Raw genomic sequence first — 16,830 nt, 5'->3', positions numbered from 1 at the left:
GATGAAAAAGCAATTGATACTTTTGTTCCTTCTGGCGGTTGCGGCTGCCGGATGCGGAGCGCGTTCAACGGAAACGACGCCGGAGATGGCGCAGAGCCTTCTCAAGGCGCGCGGCTTTAATTTTACCGAGGACGATTTTTTCAAGGCATTGAAACAGAGCGAGGCGGCGAACGTCAAGCTATTTCTGCAAGCCGGTATGGATCCGAACGTACGCAACAAGACCGGCGACACCGCACTGACGTTCGCGGTTTTGAACTCGACCGTCGAAACGCTCAAAATACTGTCGGAAAAGGCCGATCTGAATCTCAAGGACGGCGCGGAACGCACGCCGCTTTACGCCGCGCTCAAAAACGAACGGTTCGAGAACTTCGATTTTCTGCTTGAGAAAGGAGCCGACCCGAACAGCACGGGAACGGTCGGAAAGACGAAGGGGCAAACGGTCCTGTACGTCGCGGTCCTTCTCAACAAACCGTCGACGATCAAGAAACTCCTCGACAAGGGCGCCAACCCGGATCAACCCGACGCCGACGGCGCGGTCCCGATCTCGGAGCATGCGATGGCGACGCGGGCCGATCTGGAAGTTGTGAAAATGCTTCTCGAAAAGACGAAGAACATCAATGTGCCCGAAAGCGACGGCACGACGGTTCTGATGTTTGTCGCGCAGAATACGAAGATCTCGCGCGCCGACCTCAAAGAGATGATCAAGCTTTTCCTCGAAAAAGGCGCGGACAAATCGCTCAAGAACAAAGAGGGCAAGACCGCGCTCGATCTGGCGAAAAAGACACAGAATAAGGAAGCGATCGAACTTCTGCAGTAGTTTCGAATTATGCTGCTTGTTATCGACAACTACGATTCGTTCACATACAACCTCGTCCAGTATCTCGGTGAACTCGGCGCGGCGATGGAGGTCCGCCGCAACGATCAGGTGACGCTCGACGAGATCGTCAGCGATCTCAAGCCCGAGAAAATACTCATCTCGCCCGGCCCCGGAACGCCCGACGAAGCCGGCGTTTCGCTTGAGACAATAAAGATGCTCGGCGAGAGCGTCCCGATCCTCGGCGTCTGTCTCGGACATCAGGCGATCGGCCAGGTTTTCGGCGGACGCGTGATCCGCGCGCCCGAACCGGTTCACGGAAAACCGGTCGAGATCTGTCACGACGGGAAGACAATCTTCGATGATCTGCCATATCGATTTCGCGCTGCGCGCTATCATTCGCTCGTTGTCGAACGCGAAACCCTGCCCGATTGTCTCGAGGTCTCGGCGACTTCTCCGGACGGCCTGATAATGGGACTCAGGCATCGCAGGTTTCCGATCGAAGGCGTTCAGTTTCATCCCGAGTCGATCCTGACGAAGGAAGGCAAAAAACTCTTGCAAAACTTTCTAAATCTTTGAGATAGTAGAGATTAGCGGTTTCACCCGCGACTGCTTCCGATGCTTCGCTGTTTCAACTTTCCCTCTTCCCGCGTAGAATTGCTTATATGCCGAAATCCGGATGGCTTCTCGACGTTCCAGTCGGTGCCACCAACGCCAAGGCGGACACGCCATTGTTTCCATTTCTCAGCCGTTTGACCCGCGGCGAGGATCTGTCGTTTGACGAGGCGAGCGAGTTTTTCCGGGCTTTGACCGCTCCCGACGCCAACCCGGCCCAGGTCGCCGGATGCCTCGTCGCGCTTGCCGCCAAGGGCGAGACGTTCGAGGAACTGGCCGGGATGGCCCGCGTGATGCGTGAGCGGGCCGTCAAGATCACGGCGCGGCAAAAGAACCTGATCGATATCACCGGCACCGGTTCGAGTCCGGCAAAGACCTTCAACGTTTCGACCGCCGCGGCGTTCGTCGCCGCCGGTGCGGGACTGACCGTGGCGAAGCACGGCAACCGCGCGGTCACGAGCCGTACGGGAAGCGCCGACGTGCTCGCCAAACTCGGGGTGAAAGTTGCGAGCGAGCCGGAGGTTGCGCAGACCAGTTTGAGCGGCGCGGGAATCTGTTTTATGTTCGGCCCGAAGTTTCATCCGGCGCTCCGCCGAGTCGGCGACATCCGCCGCGCGCTCGGGATTCGAACCTCGCTTAATCTTCTGGGCGTTTTGGCGAATCCGGCGAACCCGATGAGACGGTTGCTCGGAGTCTGGCATCCGTCGCTCGTGCGGCCGATCGCGCAGGCGCTGGCGCTGCTCGGAACCGAGCGCTCGTGGGTCGTTCACGGCTCTGACGGGCTCGACGAACTGACGCTTTCCGGCCCGACATCGGCCGTCGAGATCACCGGCAACAAACTACGGGAATTCCAGATCTCGCCGGCCGACTTCAAACTCAAGGAAGGCAGCATCGAACATCTTCGGACCCACAGCGCAGATGAAAGCGCGGCGATCATCCGGGATGTCCTGAGCAGCAAACGCCGCGACGAGGCCCGTTCGCTGATCGTTCTCAACGCCGCCGCGGCGCTCGTCATCGGCGGCATCGCCAAGGACCCAATCCACGCCGCGCGTCTCGCGGAACAAGCGATCGACAGCGGCCAGGCGCAGAACAAGCTCGACCGACTGATCCAGACAACGAACAAACGATAACTCACGCAAGAGTAACGCGTTCACGCGTGACCCCGAGAAGAATTTCACCGAATCGCTCTTCGTCGTCGAAACTCAAACGGTTTTCGGCAACCACGCAAGGGATCGGAAATTCGAGACCGACCAGTTTTACGGCGTCCTTTGCGGTTGTCACAACCGTGTCAGCGCCGGCGGACCGGGCTTCGGAAGCGATCGCAGCGATATCTCCGGCCGAGTAGTAATGGTGATCGGGATAGGCCTTCGTCCCGACGATCTTGAAACCTTCCGCGCGCATCTGATCGAAAAAATTCTCCGGATTCCCGATCGCGCAGAACGCGAAACAGTTCGCTCCCGAATCCCGTTCGACGGATTCGCGATTCAAGGCCCGAAATCCCGAGAACGTGTTCCGCGAAGCGAAGATCGGACAATTCGAGAGACTTCGAATTTCGTCGACGATCCGTTCCAACCGTTCATTTGAAACGAGATTGGCGCGTGAAACGACGATCATTCCGGCGCGTTCCAAGCCCGAAAGCGCTTCGCGCAGAATGCCGAAGGGCAGTGTTTTCCGATTTCCGAACGGATTGGTCGCGTCGATCAAGACGATGTCGAGGTCCCGTTTCGCACGAAAATGCTGAAACGCGTCGTCGAGCACGAACACCGTCGGAGCGAGAGCGTCAAGTGCGCGTGCCGCGGCCCTGATCCGATCGGCGTCGACGATAACGGACGCCTTTCCGCGCAAATTTATCGCGAGTTCCAGCGGTTCGTCGCCGGCGTTCCGCGCATCGGCGAGAATGCTTTCGCCATCGGAGACGATGACGCAGGAGCGCTCGTTTTCGCGTTTATAGCCGCGTGAGATGATGCAGACCCGTTCGCCCCGTGAGGCCAGAAACTCGGCGACAAACGCAACGAACGGCGTTTTCCCGGTTCCGCCGACGGTGATGTTGCCGACGCTGATCGTCGGCGCCCCGAGCGAATGGGAGCGATAAACGCCCTTATCGAAAAGTCGTTCACGCAATCTCGCGAGTAGTCCGTATAAAGCGCTGAAAGGCATTGTCTCGTCTCGGATTCAGGATCGGGACCCGGAATACGTGAACTCCTATTTGGAAGTCACCCGCGGTCTCTGGAAACTCACAAATCCGAAATCCCAAATCCCAATTCCCAATTCCCTATCGGCTGTCTTGCGTTTTCCCGCTCTCGATCTTCTTGGTCGATGACGCCGGAGTCTTTTGCTCCGACGGCTTCGTTTGCGGAGTCTTGGCCGGAGCAACGGTCGGAGAAGGCTGCGGTTTCGGCGTCTCGGTCGCGGCCGGCGTCGCGGCGGTGTTCGCTGCGGGCGACTTAGTCGGCTTCGGCGACGGCGTCGTGTTCGTCGCCGTGTTCGAAGGCTGCTGAACGACGACCGTGTCGCACGGCATAAACGGATTGTTCGGATCGCACGGTCCGACGGTTACCTGATTTCCGGCCGGCGGGATGTAAACCGGTCCTTGCGGAACGTAATTCTGATCCCACAACGGATTGCTCGTGCCGCCGGAAAGAGTGTCCGGCGCGGTTAGCATCATATTTGAATTGGAAAAATCGAGCGGAACCTGGGCGATGTTCGAAAGTCCCTGTTCGTTCATCCCGGTCGCCGGACCGATCGGCTGAACCGGCATCGCATTCGCGTCCGACTGGTACGTTGACGGATCGGTCTTGCGGCCGGAAGTCGCCCAGATCAGGCCGGCTGAAAGCAAAGAGATGCCGGCGAGAACGACGAATGCCGTCTTCCAGATATTGTTCGGTGACCCGGGTTCCGCGCGCTCGTTTGCCGGGGCCGCAACGAATCCGCGCGACGCGCGATTCAGATCGTCGATCAGTTCGACGGCGGTCTGATGACGCATATCCGGATTTTTCGCGAGCGTCTGCAGGATCACCGGCTCGATCTCGGGCGGAAGGTCCTTGCGAAACGCCGTCAGCGGCGGCGGCGGTTCCTGGGCGTGCTTGAGCATCAGCTCGTTCGTGTTTTCGGCCTGAAACGGCGTCTCGCCGGCGAGCATTTCGTAAAAGATCACACCGAGGCTGTAGATGTCCGAGCGCTCGTCGCCGTTCGACGGATCGGCGCATTGCTCGGGCGAAAGATAACGGATGCGGTCGGTCGTGTACTCGCCGTCGACTGGTTCGCTGCCGGCACCGAGGTCGAGAAGTTTCACCTCGTCGTCCTGGTTGACGAGGATATTGTCGGTCGTCAGATGGCGGTGAACTAGTCCCTTGATATGACCGGCCGAAAGCGCGGACGCCACTTGCCGCACGATCTTCACGGCACGCGTCGCGGAAAACTCCTCGCCGTGCGCGAGCAACTTGCGCAACGTCTGTCCGTCGGCGTCCTCGAAAACGATAAAGACGGTTCCGTCGGCGTCTGAGCCGAAGTCGGTGACGTTGAGCAAATTCGGATGCGAAATGTTAGAAACGGCACGCGCCTCGCGGGAAAAGCGATTGACGATGCTTTCGTCCACCGCCAGCGCCGGCGAAAGGACCTTGACCGCGACGTTTTTATCCATCAGCAGATGCGTGCCGTGATAGATGCGGCCGAGATCGGTGTCCCGCATCACCGAATCGATCCGGTATTTTTCCGCCAAAACTTTTCCGACAAATTGGTCAAGCATAGAATCTTAGAGTTAGAAAACGCGAAATTCGTTCGCAGGTTTCCTTTTTCGCATCCGGGATTCAGTATAGTTCAAAGAAAAATCGCGGACAAAGCTTTTTCAAACTTCGTCCGCGAGACTTCGGTCGAAACCGTTGATTAAAGTTTGACGAAAACGATCAGCAGCGCGAAAAGCACGAGCGATTCGATGAGCGCCAGCGCAATGATCATCAGCGTCTGAACCGTTCCGGCCGCGCCCGGATTGCGTGCCGCGCCTTCAGCCGCGCGCGAGCCGACGAGCCCCTGGCCGATAGCCGCCAAACCGGCGACCAATCCGAATCCGATGCCGCCGCCGATGGCCTTGTAAGCCAACACGGTCTGTTCGTTGTCGGCCGCACCGCCCTGCGCGAAGGCCGAGACAGACATCAGCGCCAGAAGCATCGTCGCAAAAACTACGTATTTCATTTTATTCATTTTCTTATCTCCTGTGTTTTGTTTAATTTACGACAGGCCATAGCGAAAATCCGCGGTGGTTTATGATTTCGCCTCACTTCCGGTATGCGCTTGATTTATACTCGCGTCGAGTCAAGGCTCCTGTAGCGTGCGGGCTCTAACTGCTATAAAGTGCGAATTTTCAACCTGCCAACCTCGGGCAAAAACGCCCGAATCCTTTTCAATCCGCCGAAAACTAAGCCGCAACCGCGACTTCCGCGTGCGATTCTTCGGCGTGATGCTCGTCGTCGTGACCGTGATCGCCGTGCGTCACTTCGCTGATGTAGATCATCGAAAGCAGCGTGAACACGAGCGTCTGGACGAAAGCGACGAAGACTGCCAGCGGCAAAAGCGCGACCGGCAGCAGAAACTGGGTGAACGGCGCGTACAGATTCGAGATCTGCATCGCGATCTGCTCATCGGCGAACATATTGGCGAAAAGTCGGATCGAGAGCGTCAACGGGCGAATCAGGTTCGAGATCAGTTCGATGCTGAAGATCAACGGCGTGATGATGAGCGCCATTATTCCGGGAAGCTTGGGCCCCGCTAGGTGGCCGAGATGCTTGCCGATGCCGTTTTCGCGGATACCGACCGAGTTGTAGTAGATGAACGACGAGATGCCGAGTGCGAACGTAACGCTGATATGCGCAGTCGGCGCCATAAACATCGGGAAAAGCCCCATCAGATTGGAGATCAAAACCAGCGTGCTGAATGTCGCGATGACCGGAAAGTACTTGAATCCGTGTTCTCCGACGACGTTGACGATCATATCTCTGATCGCGAGGAAACCCGCTTCAAGCGTCAACTGGCCCGGCTTCGGGTCTTCCGACGACAACTTGCCTTTCATGATCGAGATGACGATCATCGTCAGGATACAGGCGATGACGAACATTATCGAATACCAAGGGATCGCGTTCTCGACGGTGTACGGCCCGAACATCGTCTCGGCGCTGGTTCCGAACTTCGCGAACAACTTGTCCCATAACGGCTTCGTATAGGCCATTTGGAACTCGTAAGCCGGCTTTCCAAGATAGTGATTTACAAATTCGACGATCAGCGGAGTGTGATGTCCGCCCTCTGAAAACAAAAGCATTTTCAAATTTCCTTTCTATTAAAAGCGATTAAAAACAAACGTATTATACCCTCGATCGTAACGGCGACCGCGAGACTCACGAGTCCGGCAAGCACCGCGGCGAACTCGACGGCGTTGGTCAAATAAATGATGACCAGCGCCAGCGCCAGAAAAACGTAGCGCAAAAGATATCCGCCGATCAAAAACTTCGGCTTCTTCCCGTCGCGGATCGCCTTTTCAAAAATCCCGCCGAGCGCCTGTTTCAGCCAGTAATAATTGACTTCCGCCAAAATCCCGCCGACCAGAATCCCCGCACCGAAACGCGGTGAACGAAACAAAAAACCAAGCGCCGTTCCCAACACGATCACCGCCGCCATCAGGATCAGAATGCGTCGGTGCGAAAGATTCGGTGGCTCTTGTTCGTACGTGTTGGAATTTTCGCTCATGGCGAAACAAGAATTTTACAAACTTAACCGGAAAAACTCAATTCGGGCGGGGAGAATGTTCCGTACAAAGTTGAAAACCGATAGTGGACAGTTGATATTGCAGTTTTCATCTTTCTTTCAGTTATCCAATACTGCCACTTTCATCTCTCAGCTATCAACTTTCAGCTATTCCGGAGCTTTCCCTTTTCGGAATAGTTGAAAACTGATAGCGGATAGTTGATATCAATAGTTGAAAAACAATGCTGTCCTAAACGTTTTCATTCCGGATTCCGACCGGCCTGAAACATTGGTTGTGACGCGTTCTCAGGCGTCGGATTTGAAAAGAACCCCCTGGTTCAAATTAATTGCTTTGGACGGCCGTGAACGGGTCGTCGAGCCAATGTGCAAACTATGACATATTCAGCCGAATAAATGCCACTAAATTCGATAAATGCCATTTATATTTTGCCTTTGCTTTCAGATATTTCAAAAGCAGAATCGTGATCAGCCGGTCCAGCTGAATCATCACGGCGTTTAGAGTCGTGCCGATAAACGATTTGATATGAAGCAGCTGTTTGATCTCGAAGAAGATCTCGATCTGCCAGCGGCTCTTAGGCCATCGTGTTTGCCGACCGTAAAATTATTCGTCAATAGTTCGATCCCTGTTGGTGTTCTTCATTCCAGACGACCACCCGGCGAAGCTTCTTCGATAGCGTTGCTTCGATTTCGGAACGGCGAACTCGATGATCTGGTCCGCCCGAACAGGCGAATCGGACGGCGTCTCATTCTCCTTCAGAACCGTGTATTGAGGTTCTCCGTGCCGGACGACGAACTTAACGCCGCTGCTGTCCCAACGTTGAGCAAATAAAGATCGGCGTAGAAACGGTCGGCGACGACGACGCTTCCCGGGATCAGAGGAATGCGTAAGCCCCTTGTTATCGCCTGTTTTGCCCGTTGTGACGTTCAACCGGCAATCCGCCCATCGAGCAATGGGCAGCTTGACCGCGCCCTTGCCGCTTGTAATGCGCCCAGTCGAACAAGTCCAGACAACTGATCGTCGTCGAATCGAGCAGCAGAATCTTCGATTTGATCCTGAACTTTATCTTCCGGTGGGTCTTCTGCTGTCCTAAAAGATCGAGCAGATGAAAATAGTAATCCTGAAGATGCGCCAGTCGCGATTGTCTGGTAACTGACCGCGACCGACGGTGCCTTGGCACACCGAGATGATTCAGGTTGCGGTCGCCGACCGAAGCCCGTTGCTGATGTCGCGGACCGACTGGCTCTGCGAACTGGCAAAACAGCATCGAGATCAGATGCGTCCAGCTGTCATAACCCTTTGCTGCTTGTCGGTCTGGTGCTTTCGGACAATCCGGTCGAATCCAAAACGATCCAAACGGGTGACGATCTGCGCAAATAATGTTATTTTTTCCATAAGAGAAGGTGTTGTTTTTGTTTCAACTCAACGATAGCCCGAATCAATTCAGGAAATCATTGAGAAAAACCACTTTCTCTATTTTTTTATCTGCTAAAATGACCCAGTTTTCAAAAAACGTTTAGGACGGGATTGGTTGAAAAACTAAGAATGGACAGTTGAGAACAGATAGCGCTGCAACTTTCATCTTTCAGTTATCTCAGCCATTCTTGAAGATCTGTGAAGTGATCCTGAAAAAATTAACGAATCCGATGATCGATCCCAACACGATTCCGCCGACGATTCCCCACGGGGACGAGCCGAGAAGGAGATCGACCAGCCATCCGAGTATGAGGGTGAAAACGACCGATCCGAAAAACACGACGCCGGCCGACCAAGCGAGGCCGCTGCGGCGAATTGTTTCGACCTTCGACGGCTCCTTGAACGGCGCGATGACAATCGCCGGCTCGTGATCCTTCGTCGTTGCCGCCTCGTTCCATTCGTTTGCATCGTAAGCCGGATCCGGTTCAATCGCCGGATCCGAATCAAACGGTTTCGATTCGACCTCGGCCGGCAACTCCTCCGTCACCGCGGCTAGCGAGAATAGCGACATCGGGACTGTGGCCGGAGTTTCATTTTCAACGGGAACTTCTGCCGGTTGTTCGTCTGCGCTGAGAAGGTTTTTAATCATTGCGATTCATTCTGCCGGCCTGAAACACCGCCGAGTTTCTATTTTATCGCCGCGTTTCCGAATAGCAAAGCAAACAAACGGTCCTGAATCGCCGGATTGGTGATGAGTCGTCCGTGCGACTCACATTGATAGACCTCGTCCGCCACCGGCAGCGTTTTTGGACTTCCAGTGTTTTGCGCCTTTAGCGAACGCAACGAGACGACGCCGTCACCCATAGAAAAGATCGTCTTTCGGACTTCGTCGGCCGAGACCTTGTCCCCGTTTGACCGCTCGAACGATTCGGCGCTGAAGATCATCTTCCATCGGTCCTTCTTAGTTTTGATCAGGACGGCGCCGTCGAGTGTTTCCCGGCAGTCGGCTCCGACCAGATAAAACGACACCGGCGGCGTCCCGTTCGACGCGTTCAATGCCGTCTGAAACTGCCGCGCCCTTTCGAGCGCGACACGGAAGTAACGCCGCGCGTATTCCTGTTCGATGATGTCGAATTTCTTCTTGAAATCGTCGTCGTCCCAAATATTCCAGCCATATTCACTCCACGTTTTCGGATCATAAAGGTCGATCGTCAATGGCTTCAGATTTTCGTCGTAGATTTGCAGCGCGCCGTTTTGCGGCATCAGTTGGTACATCGACGGAAGCGTAAAAACGTCGAACCGGGAAAGATCCTGAACGAACGGAAGATTTACCCCGCGCCCGAAATACGAAAATCCGTTGAGCATCGCGTCGAGCGCCGAGATCGCGCCTTCGTTGGGTGTTCCGAGCAAAAAGATCTTGTCGAGATGTTTGGCGCCCGACCAGTTGGGCTGCGGCTTGCCCGTGCCGACGTCGCCTGTGCCGTACATCGCCGCGTAGCGAGATATCAAACCGCCCATCGAATGCGCGATGATGTTGAACTTTAGGTTCGGCTTGCCGAGTTTGCGTTTCAAGCCCTCGATCTTTCGCACAAGAATCTGCGCATTTTCGATGTTATCGCGCCGCCAGTCGTACGGAAAGACGTAAAAGGTCGATTCGAATCCGCCTTTTTCCGGTTTCTCCCAGTCGCCTTCGACATACCCGACACGCTTCTCGAGCGCAGAGATCAGTTGGGAATAGATTTCGACTTCCGGGAGTATCTTGACGAGCTGAACGCCGCGGATGATGTCGCGAGCGATGAGTTTGTCGCGGTTTCGCGCGAGATTCGGCTTGATCGGCAAACGCAGATCGTCGTCCTTGGAACGTTGCGGCTTGAACCAGACGAGTTCGTCCGTTTCGCTGTTGACGAGTTCCGAACCGGTCAGGCCCGGAATGATGATGATCGGCGCCTTGTTCTTGTCACTCTGCGCGGTGACAGAAAGCACCGACATTGTGAGAACCAGTATGATAACGAGCGATTTCAGCGTCTTGTTCATAATCAATTGTCCACGATCTTAACATTTAAGTCTGTTCGATGGGACACATTCCGGATCGGTTGGTCATTTTGGGTCGCCGATGACGATCGTTTCGTTCGGCGAGCGCAGCTCGTAACGGATGCCTCGCCAAAGGATCCGCCGCGACAAAAGCGCGCAGACCGAGTTGAAAAAAAACAGCGCCGGCGACAGCAGCCAGAGCGTGCATTGCGCCGGCCACTGTCGGCGGATCGGGGCCGCGTGCTCCGTCAGAACCAGACTCACCGCGAGCATCCTGTAAACGCTTTTTCCGATGCTCAGGATCGAGACCGAAAGAAGCGTGACCAACGCGCCGAGCCAGGCGAGACTGCCCACAGGTTGAACGAACAGAAGAACCGCTGCCCAGATCATAACGCCGCAGAACAACGCCGATCCGACGAGCGTCAGTTTCCACAAATGCGAACGGTAGACGCGCGTGATCTTCATTTGCCGCGTGGTGAACTCCAAACATTCGCGGAAACCGCAGCCTTCAACGCTCGCGCTCAACGCCCGCGGGACAAAGGCGATGGCGAGTTCGTTGTCGTTCATCGCCCGCGTCATCGCGAAGTCGTCCGACAGCGTCCCGCGCCAACGCTCACGCATTTCGACCCTTTCGAACGTCGAACGACGAATCGCCATCGATCCGCCCCAGCAAAAATTGCCCTTCATGTTCGGCCCGAGCGCCGACGCGATCGAGGCGTTCCAAACCGAGCGCAATTCCGATGCAAAGCCGCGTGGTTCCGAGATGAACCAACGGTAACCGCTCGCGCAGCCGATCGCATCGTCTTCGAGCGGTCCGACGAGCGCGCGCATCCAGTCATTTGCAGGGCGGACATCGGAATCCGCAAAAACGAAAACCTCGGATCGTTCCGACGCCTGCAAAACCGCCTGCCGCAGGTTATGGACTTTCTGGCTCTCGCCCTCAGTCTTGCCGGCGACGACCATTTTCGCGCGGCCGCCTTTCAAAAATCGGCCGATTACCGGAACGGCCTCATCATTGACCGAATCGACGACGAAAACGACTTCATAGTCCGGATATGCCTGAGACATCAGCGGCGCGAGGTTTTCTTCGAGCCCGTCGTCGAGCCCTCGGCACGGAACGAAAACGGTCGCGAACGGCGCGTAGTTTGACGGTCCGCGTCCGAGTTCGCGCCGAAAAAACCGCAAATACTCTACCCCGCCGGCGTAGGACTTCCAGCTCAAGAGGATGAGCACGGCCGCGAGAAAATAGAAGACGAAGATCATTTGATTTCGTGAACCTGGAGAAACGTCCGAAGCTGTTCAATGGTCTTATAGGTGGCGCCGCGGTTGTTTTCCATCACCGTCTGTGCGTTCTTCCCGAGCGTCGCGCGCGACTCCCGATCGTCAAGAAGCCGGCCGAGGGTTTCGGCCAACGCGGAGACAAGATCGGATTCCGTCATATCCTGAAGCTGGATCAGCGCCTGATGTTCGACGAACGTTCCGACAACGGCGCGGAAATTCGATGTATGATGGCCGGTGATTATGGCGCGACCGGCCGACGCCGGTTCGAGGACGCTCTGCCCGCCGTGCGGGATAAGGCTGCCGCCCACAAAGACGATTTCCGCGAGCGGATAAACGGCGCGAAGCTCTCCGATCGAATCAAGCAGAATGACATCGGCGAGTTCATCCGTCCCGGCCGGAGGCGACGAACGGCGCACGAAACTGAAGCCGGACTTCGCGATCAACGCTTCGATCTCGTCAAACCTTCCCGGGTGCCGCGGTGCGATCAAAAGTCTTGGCAGCCGGCCCGCGGACGATTTGTAAACACGGCGAAACGCCTCGAGGACGAGGCGTTCTTCGGGAGCGTGCGTGCTTGCGGCGACGATCAGCGGCGACTCTTCGGAAATCTTGAAACGTGCTTGAAGTTCGCCGGTCAGATCCGTTTCGGCCTGGCGCTGGTCGAATTTGAGGTTTCCCGTGACCTTCACTTTCGACGTACGTATCCCGAGCGAGATCAGACGTTTCGCGTCTTCTTCGGTCTGCATCAGCGCGAGATCGACCCGACGAAGAACGCGCTTCATAAAATTCTTGATGTACGAATACTGGCGAGCTGACTTTTCCGACAAACGGCCGTTGACGATGGCAACAAACGCGCCGTTGCGGCTTGCTTCGCGAATGAAGTTGAACCAGATTTCCGTTTCCATCAGCAGGACGATTCCCGGCCGAAACAGCTTAAGCGCGCGATTCACGGCAAATTTCAGGTCGAGCGGGAAATAGAAAACCGCATCGGCCGCATCTTTGAAAACGGCAGCGGCAAGTTCCTGACCGGTTCGGGTCGTCGTCGAAACGACGAGCCTGAAATTCGGAAAGTCGCGCCGGATGCCGTCGACAAGCGAGCGCGCCGCGTTGACTTCGCCGACCGAGACGCAATGCAGCCAGATCACCGGCCGCGCATCGTGTTTGAAATCAGGGAGATAACCGAGTCGTTGCCAGAATCCCGCGGCGTACTTCTTGCGCCGAATCAAAAAGACCGGCGACATCAAAATAATGCCGACGGTCAGAAGGATGCTGTAGATCGTGAACACCGTATCGATTTTGGATTTTCGATTTTGGACTTCGTTTTTCGGATCAGCGATTGCAATTCTACGGACAACCGATCCAAAATCAAAAATCAAAAATCATTTGACTCGTTCCATATAGCGCGACTCGGTCGGGTTGACGCGGATTCGCTCACCTTGGACGATGAACGGCGGAACGTAAAGAGTGACGCCGTTCTCGAGTTTCGCCGGCTTGTTCGAATTCGAAGCGGTAGCGCCTTTCATTACGGGTTCCGTCTCAACGACGGTAAGTTCCATCGAACTCGGCAGCGTGATGCCGATCGGCGTCCCGTCGTAGAACTCGACCTCGATCTTCAAACCTTCAGTCAGCCATTGCGCGGCGTCGCCGAGTTCTTCCTCGGTCAGCGCGACCTGCTCGTACGTTTCGGCATTCATAAAATGATGGTGCGACCCGTCCGAGTAAAGATAATCCATCTTGTGCTGTTCGAGCGTCACCTTTTCGAGCGTGTCGTTCGAACGAAACCGATGCTCGAACGAGTTCCCCGTCAGAAGATTGCGGAGCCGCGTCTGAACCATCGCCCGCAGGTTGCCGGGCGTGTGATGATGAAACTCCATCACCTTGGCCGGCGTTCCCTCGAACAAAATAACCATTCCCTTTCTGATATCGTTAGCCGAAAGTGCCATAAATTCCTCTAAAACTCCGTCTTGCGAAAAATCCTTGTTGAATTCAAAAGGATAAGTTTAGTTTTTCAGGCGCGAAATTGTCTAGCCGGAAATGAATTCCAATGCCGACTCGCCCGAAGTAATCGTGCGCGTCCAATTTCAGAACCGCGCACGCATTGGGCGTGCCTTGATCCGGCCTTTCGCATATCGGGTCCGATGCGCCGCTGCTATTTGGGCTTGTTCTGCTGATTCGGCGCCATTTCCTCGCCTTCTTTCGGGACCGGTTTGCCGACCATTCCGTAGATCTCGACGATCTGGTCGTGCATTTCCTTGGCCTTTGTGTCGGACGGATCGAGTTTCAACCCCTTTCGAAAATCGCCGAGCGCGGCCGAATACTGGGCCGCGTTCGTCAGGATGAACGCACGGTCGAAATAGGCCTTCGCAAGCTCTTTCTTGGCCGCATCGTCGGTCGGTTTTGCCTTGAGCGCCTTGTCGGCCTTGTCGATCGCCGCCGTCTGCGCGTCAACGTCGGTGGGCTTCTGCATCGGCGAACCGCCTGTCGTCGAGCTCGAAGTCGGAGGCGTCGGCTGTGACTCGGTGCGATGCCCTGAAACGATCAGGCTGTTCGTGTTCGACGTCGTAGCGGCATCCTTCGCGGCATTCGCGGTATTGCCGTTCGCGACCGGCTGCGGCGAATTGCCGCAAGCCGCAAAAAGGATGGTTGATAATGTAATGACTGCAATCTTTTTCATATTTTTCTGATTTTCTTATTTTTCTATTCTGAGCTGCGAGCTTTGGGCTTCGAGCTGTGAGCTTTGAACTTTGATCTTTGAACTTTGATCTCTGAACTTTGGGCTTTGAACTTTGAACTTTGATCTTTGGCACCTAAGCCCAAGTTCTCACTTCCCAGTTCTCATTTCCCAGTTCTCACTTCCCACTTCCCACTTCCCAGTTCTCACTTCCCACTTCTCACTTCCCAGTTCTCACTTCCCACTTCCCACTTCCCAGTTCTCACTTCCCACTTCCCACTTCTCACTTCCCACTTCTCAGTTCTCAATATATGGCCGCGACTGAACGATGTAGATGCGGCCCTTCATTATTCCCCATTCGATGTCCTGCTCGGCCCGGTTTCCGAAGGCACGGCGGATTGCCAGCGAGATGCCGGCGAGAGAGCGTACCTGCGCGTCGTTCAAGATACGCTTGGTCGCCGGGTTCGCACATTTGTCCGGGATTTCCTTCAGATCGCCGCTTGCGTCGAACGTCAGAGCGTTCTTCTGATCCGAATACGTCATCAGGATGACGGCGTTCGATCGCGGGTTGAAAAGCGTCTGTTCGGGAATTCCTTTGTTGTTGACGACGTTCTGGCCAAGCCCGCAGACGGTGCTGATGTAGACCGAATTCTTGTTTTCACGGTCGAACGGGTCTTTGGTGATCAGGACTCCGCTCTTGTCCATATTGATGCCGACCTGGATCAGCGCCGACATATAGACGCTCTCCTGATCGACGTAATTCCGGACGCGAGCCTCGTACGCTTCGAATTTCCAGAGCGATCCCCAGACCTTCTTGACGGCCTCGATCAAACCGTTCTCGTCAACGACGTTTGGCACGCTCGAATAAAGTCCTGCCCCCGAGAAATTCGGCAGATCTTCGGAATTCGAGGAGCTTCTGACAAAGACCGGTTTGCCGGCGAGTTCGGATTTCCAGCGGGCGATGATTTCCTTCCGCAGCGCCTCGTCGAACGTTCCTTTTTGGACCTTCGCCCGAAACTCGTCGAGTTTCTGGCGGCGGTAACGCGGATTATGGACGAAGTCGTATTCGTCCATCTGCGCCACTATCGCCTTATCCAAACCGTTGTCCTTCATAAACTTATCGTACCAGTAGAACGGAACGGAAAAGCCCTCGGGCACGATGAATCCGGGAAGCCGGGCGTTCATTATCTCGCCGAGATTCGCCGCCTTCGAGCCGAATTCGACGCTGTTCCGCTTGCGCATCGCGCGCAGGCTCGTCAATTTCTTGACACCGAGATTGACCGGCGCGATCTGCTGATCGGGCGGCTTAGGGATCTCGGGCCGTTCGCTCGGATCAAAATCGACGACGCGTTTGATCTTGTAATTGGTCAGCGACGCGTCAAGTTCGACCCACCACGTGTCCATTTCCCTGAACAGCTTGTCGGCGTCCTTGATGTAAACGTTCGGCACGTCCCAACCCTTTGCGAGAATGTTGATGTGCGAGAGCGGCGACGACGGTTTGGCGACGATGATCCCGCGCACCGGCGGAAGGCTCACCGGAAGTTCTTTGAGGATGACGATCTCGTTGTCACCGATCTCGACCGTATCGTCGAGCTTGTCGATGATATGGATGCGGCCGACTGCCTTGCCCGTATTGAGCGCGAGGTATTCCTGATTCTTGTTGAGCTCGTCCTGAGTGATGCGCTCGACGCCGATGTTCGCCGAAGCGTCGTCCTGGCGGTTCGAGTTCGGTTTGAAATAGACCTTCTCGTAAAAGGTCTTGTTGATCGCGGCGGTCGCCGTTTTGATGTGATCCGCATTGGCGAGATCGCCTTCCCAGAGTTCCCAAGTCCATTTTTCGACGGCTTTCTGCCAGGCGATCGTGCCGACGATAAACCGCCGGTCCTCGGGGAAGTAGGCCGCCTTGTAAATATCGGTTCCGAGCGCGGCGAGTCCCGTCGCATAAAGAAAATCCTTGTGAAAACGGAAGCGCTGCGAATTGACGTAGTAGATCTTGTTGTTGTTCTTGCGGTCGATGACGAACATCGCGTGGAGCATCGCGTACGGCGTGTCCCGATGATACACGCGGCCGACCGTTTCGAACTCGGCGCGCGATCCGATCTTGAGCAGCGAGTTCTTTTTCGAATCCGGGCGCTTGTCCATCGCCCCTGCCGGTTCGCGCGTCGGCGAAGGCTTGCGCGACATCTGCGCGGACGCCGCCGAAACCAGCGAAATGAAGATCGTGACAATGACGAGAACCTTTTGAACTAGCATAAC

At 55.6% G+C, this 16,830-nt stretch carries 17 protein-coding genes; 3 read left to right on the top strand and 14 right to left on the bottom strand.

Annotation, left to right across the window (positions count from 1 at the left end; translation table 11 throughout):
- Position 1 precedes the first annotated feature (1 nt).
- The 3 genes from IPN69_16205 to trpD all read left to right on the top strand — a co-directional run bounded on the left by IPN69_16205 (position 2) and on the right by trpD (position 2,559).
- Positions 2 to 817 (top strand): ankyrin repeat domain-containing protein, encoded by an 816-nt coding sequence (locus IPN69_16205; protein MBK8812253.1) that lies wholly within the window; start codon positions 2 to 4, stop codon positions 815 to 817.
- A gap of 9 nt (positions 818 to 826) precedes the next feature.
- Positions 827 to 1,393, top strand: coding sequence for an aminodeoxychorismate/anthranilate synthase component II (locus IPN69_16200; protein MBK8812252.1), 567 nt, complete (start codon positions 827 to 829; stop codon positions 1,391 to 1,393).
- Positions 1,394 to 1,479: 86 nt separating this feature from the next.
- Positions 1,480 to 2,559: an anthranilate phosphoribosyltransferase gene (gene trpD, locus IPN69_16195; protein ID MBK8812251.1), complete on the top strand. Its 1,080-nt coding sequence runs from the start codon at positions 1,480 to 1,482 to the stop codon at positions 2,557 to 2,559.
- 1 nt (position 2,560) lies between these two features.
- Here trpD and lpxK read toward each other — a convergent pair whose 3' ends face one another.
- The 14 genes from lpxK to IPN69_16125 form a co-directional block, all read right to left on the bottom strand.
- Entirely contained in the window at positions 2,561 to 3,586 is a 1,026-nt protein-coding gene (gene lpxK, locus IPN69_16190) for a tetraacyldisaccharide 4'-kinase (protein ID MBK8812250.1), read from the bottom strand.
- Between the two features lie 115 nt (positions 3,587 to 3,701).
- Positions 3,702 to 5,174: a protein kinase gene (locus IPN69_16185; GenBank protein MBK8812249.1), complete on the bottom strand. Its 1,473-nt coding sequence runs from the start codon at positions 5,172 to 5,174 to the stop codon at positions 3,702 to 3,704.
- Between the two features lie 137 nt (positions 5,175 to 5,311).
- Positions 5,312 to 5,626: an ATP synthase F0 subunit C gene (locus tag IPN69_16180; GenBank protein ID MBK8812248.1), complete on the bottom strand. Its 315-nt coding sequence runs from the start codon at positions 5,624 to 5,626 to the stop codon at positions 5,312 to 5,314.
- Positions 5,627 to 5,840: 214 nt separating this feature from the next.
- Complete coding sequence (atpB, locus tag IPN69_16175; protein MBK8812247.1) at positions 5,841 to 6,737, bottom strand: F0F1 ATP synthase subunit A; 897 nt, start codon at positions 6,735 to 6,737, stop codon at positions 5,841 to 5,843.
- A 2-nt stretch (positions 6,738 to 6,739) separates the two neighbouring features.
- Positions 6,740 to 7,162 carry an ATP synthase subunit I gene (locus IPN69_16170; GenBank protein MBK8812246.1) on the bottom strand — a complete coding sequence of 141 codons (423 nt, stop codon included), beginning with the start codon at positions 7,160 to 7,162 and terminating at the stop codon, positions 6,740 to 6,742.
- 914 nt (positions 7,163 to 8,076) lie between these two features.
- Positions 8,077 to 8,445 carry a hypothetical protein gene (locus IPN69_16165; protein ID MBK8812245.1) on the bottom strand — a complete coding sequence of 123 codons (369 nt, stop codon included), beginning with the start codon at positions 8,443 to 8,445 and terminating at the stop codon, positions 8,077 to 8,079.
- 5 nt (positions 8,446 to 8,450) lie between these two features.
- A complete protein-coding gene (locus IPN69_16160; protein ID MBK8812244.1) occupies positions 8,451 to 8,573 on the bottom strand; it encodes a DUF4372 domain-containing protein in 123 nt (40 codons plus the stop codon).
- Positions 8,574 to 8,772: 199 nt separating this feature from the next.
- On the bottom strand, positions 8,773 to 9,243 hold the full coding sequence (locus IPN69_16155; protein MBK8812243.1) for an AtpZ/AtpI family protein: 471 nt from the start codon (positions 9,241 to 9,243) through the stop codon (positions 8,773 to 8,775).
- Between the two features lie 38 nt (positions 9,244 to 9,281).
- Entirely contained in the window at positions 9,282 to 10,628 is a 1,347-nt protein-coding gene (locus tag IPN69_16150; protein ID MBK8812242.1) for a hypothetical protein, read from the bottom strand.
- Between the two features lie 63 nt (positions 10,629 to 10,691).
- Entirely contained in the window at positions 10,692 to 11,888 is a 1,197-nt protein-coding gene (locus IPN69_16145; GenBank protein MBK8812241.1) for a glycosyltransferase, read from the bottom strand.
- Positions 11,885 to 13,189, bottom strand: coding sequence for a 3-deoxy-D-manno-octulosonic acid transferase (locus tag IPN69_16140; protein ID MBK8812240.1), 1,305 nt, complete (start codon positions 13,187 to 13,189; stop codon positions 11,885 to 11,887). The genes IPN69_16145 and IPN69_16140 overlap by 4 nt, the downstream gene beginning before the upstream one ends.
- Before the next feature lie 93 nt (positions 13,190 to 13,282).
- Entirely contained in the window at positions 13,283 to 13,846 is a 564-nt protein-coding gene (gene efp, locus IPN69_16135; GenBank protein MBK8812239.1) for an elongation factor P, read from the bottom strand.
- A gap of 206 nt (positions 13,847 to 14,052) precedes the next feature.
- Complete coding sequence (locus IPN69_16130) at positions 14,053 to 14,577, bottom strand: tetratricopeptide repeat protein (GenBank protein ID MBK8812238.1); 525 nt, start codon at positions 14,575 to 14,577, stop codon at positions 14,053 to 14,055.
- Between the two features lie 294 nt (positions 14,578 to 14,871).
- Positions 14,872 to 16,827: a PEP/pyruvate-binding domain-containing protein gene (locus IPN69_16125; GenBank protein MBK8812237.1), complete on the bottom strand. Its 1,956-nt coding sequence runs from the start codon at positions 16,825 to 16,827 to the stop codon at positions 14,872 to 14,874.
- Between the last annotated feature and the right edge of the window lie 3 nt (positions 16,828 to 16,830).

It is taken from the genome of Acidobacteriota bacterium, from assembly GCA_016715115.1.
Taxonomy (GTDB): Bacteria; Acidobacteriota; Blastocatellia; order Pyrinomonadales; family Pyrinomonadaceae; genus JAFDVJ01.
The sequence above is the reverse complement of the archived record's forward strand: the minus strand, read 5'-3'. Positions and strand labels throughout refer to the sequence as shown.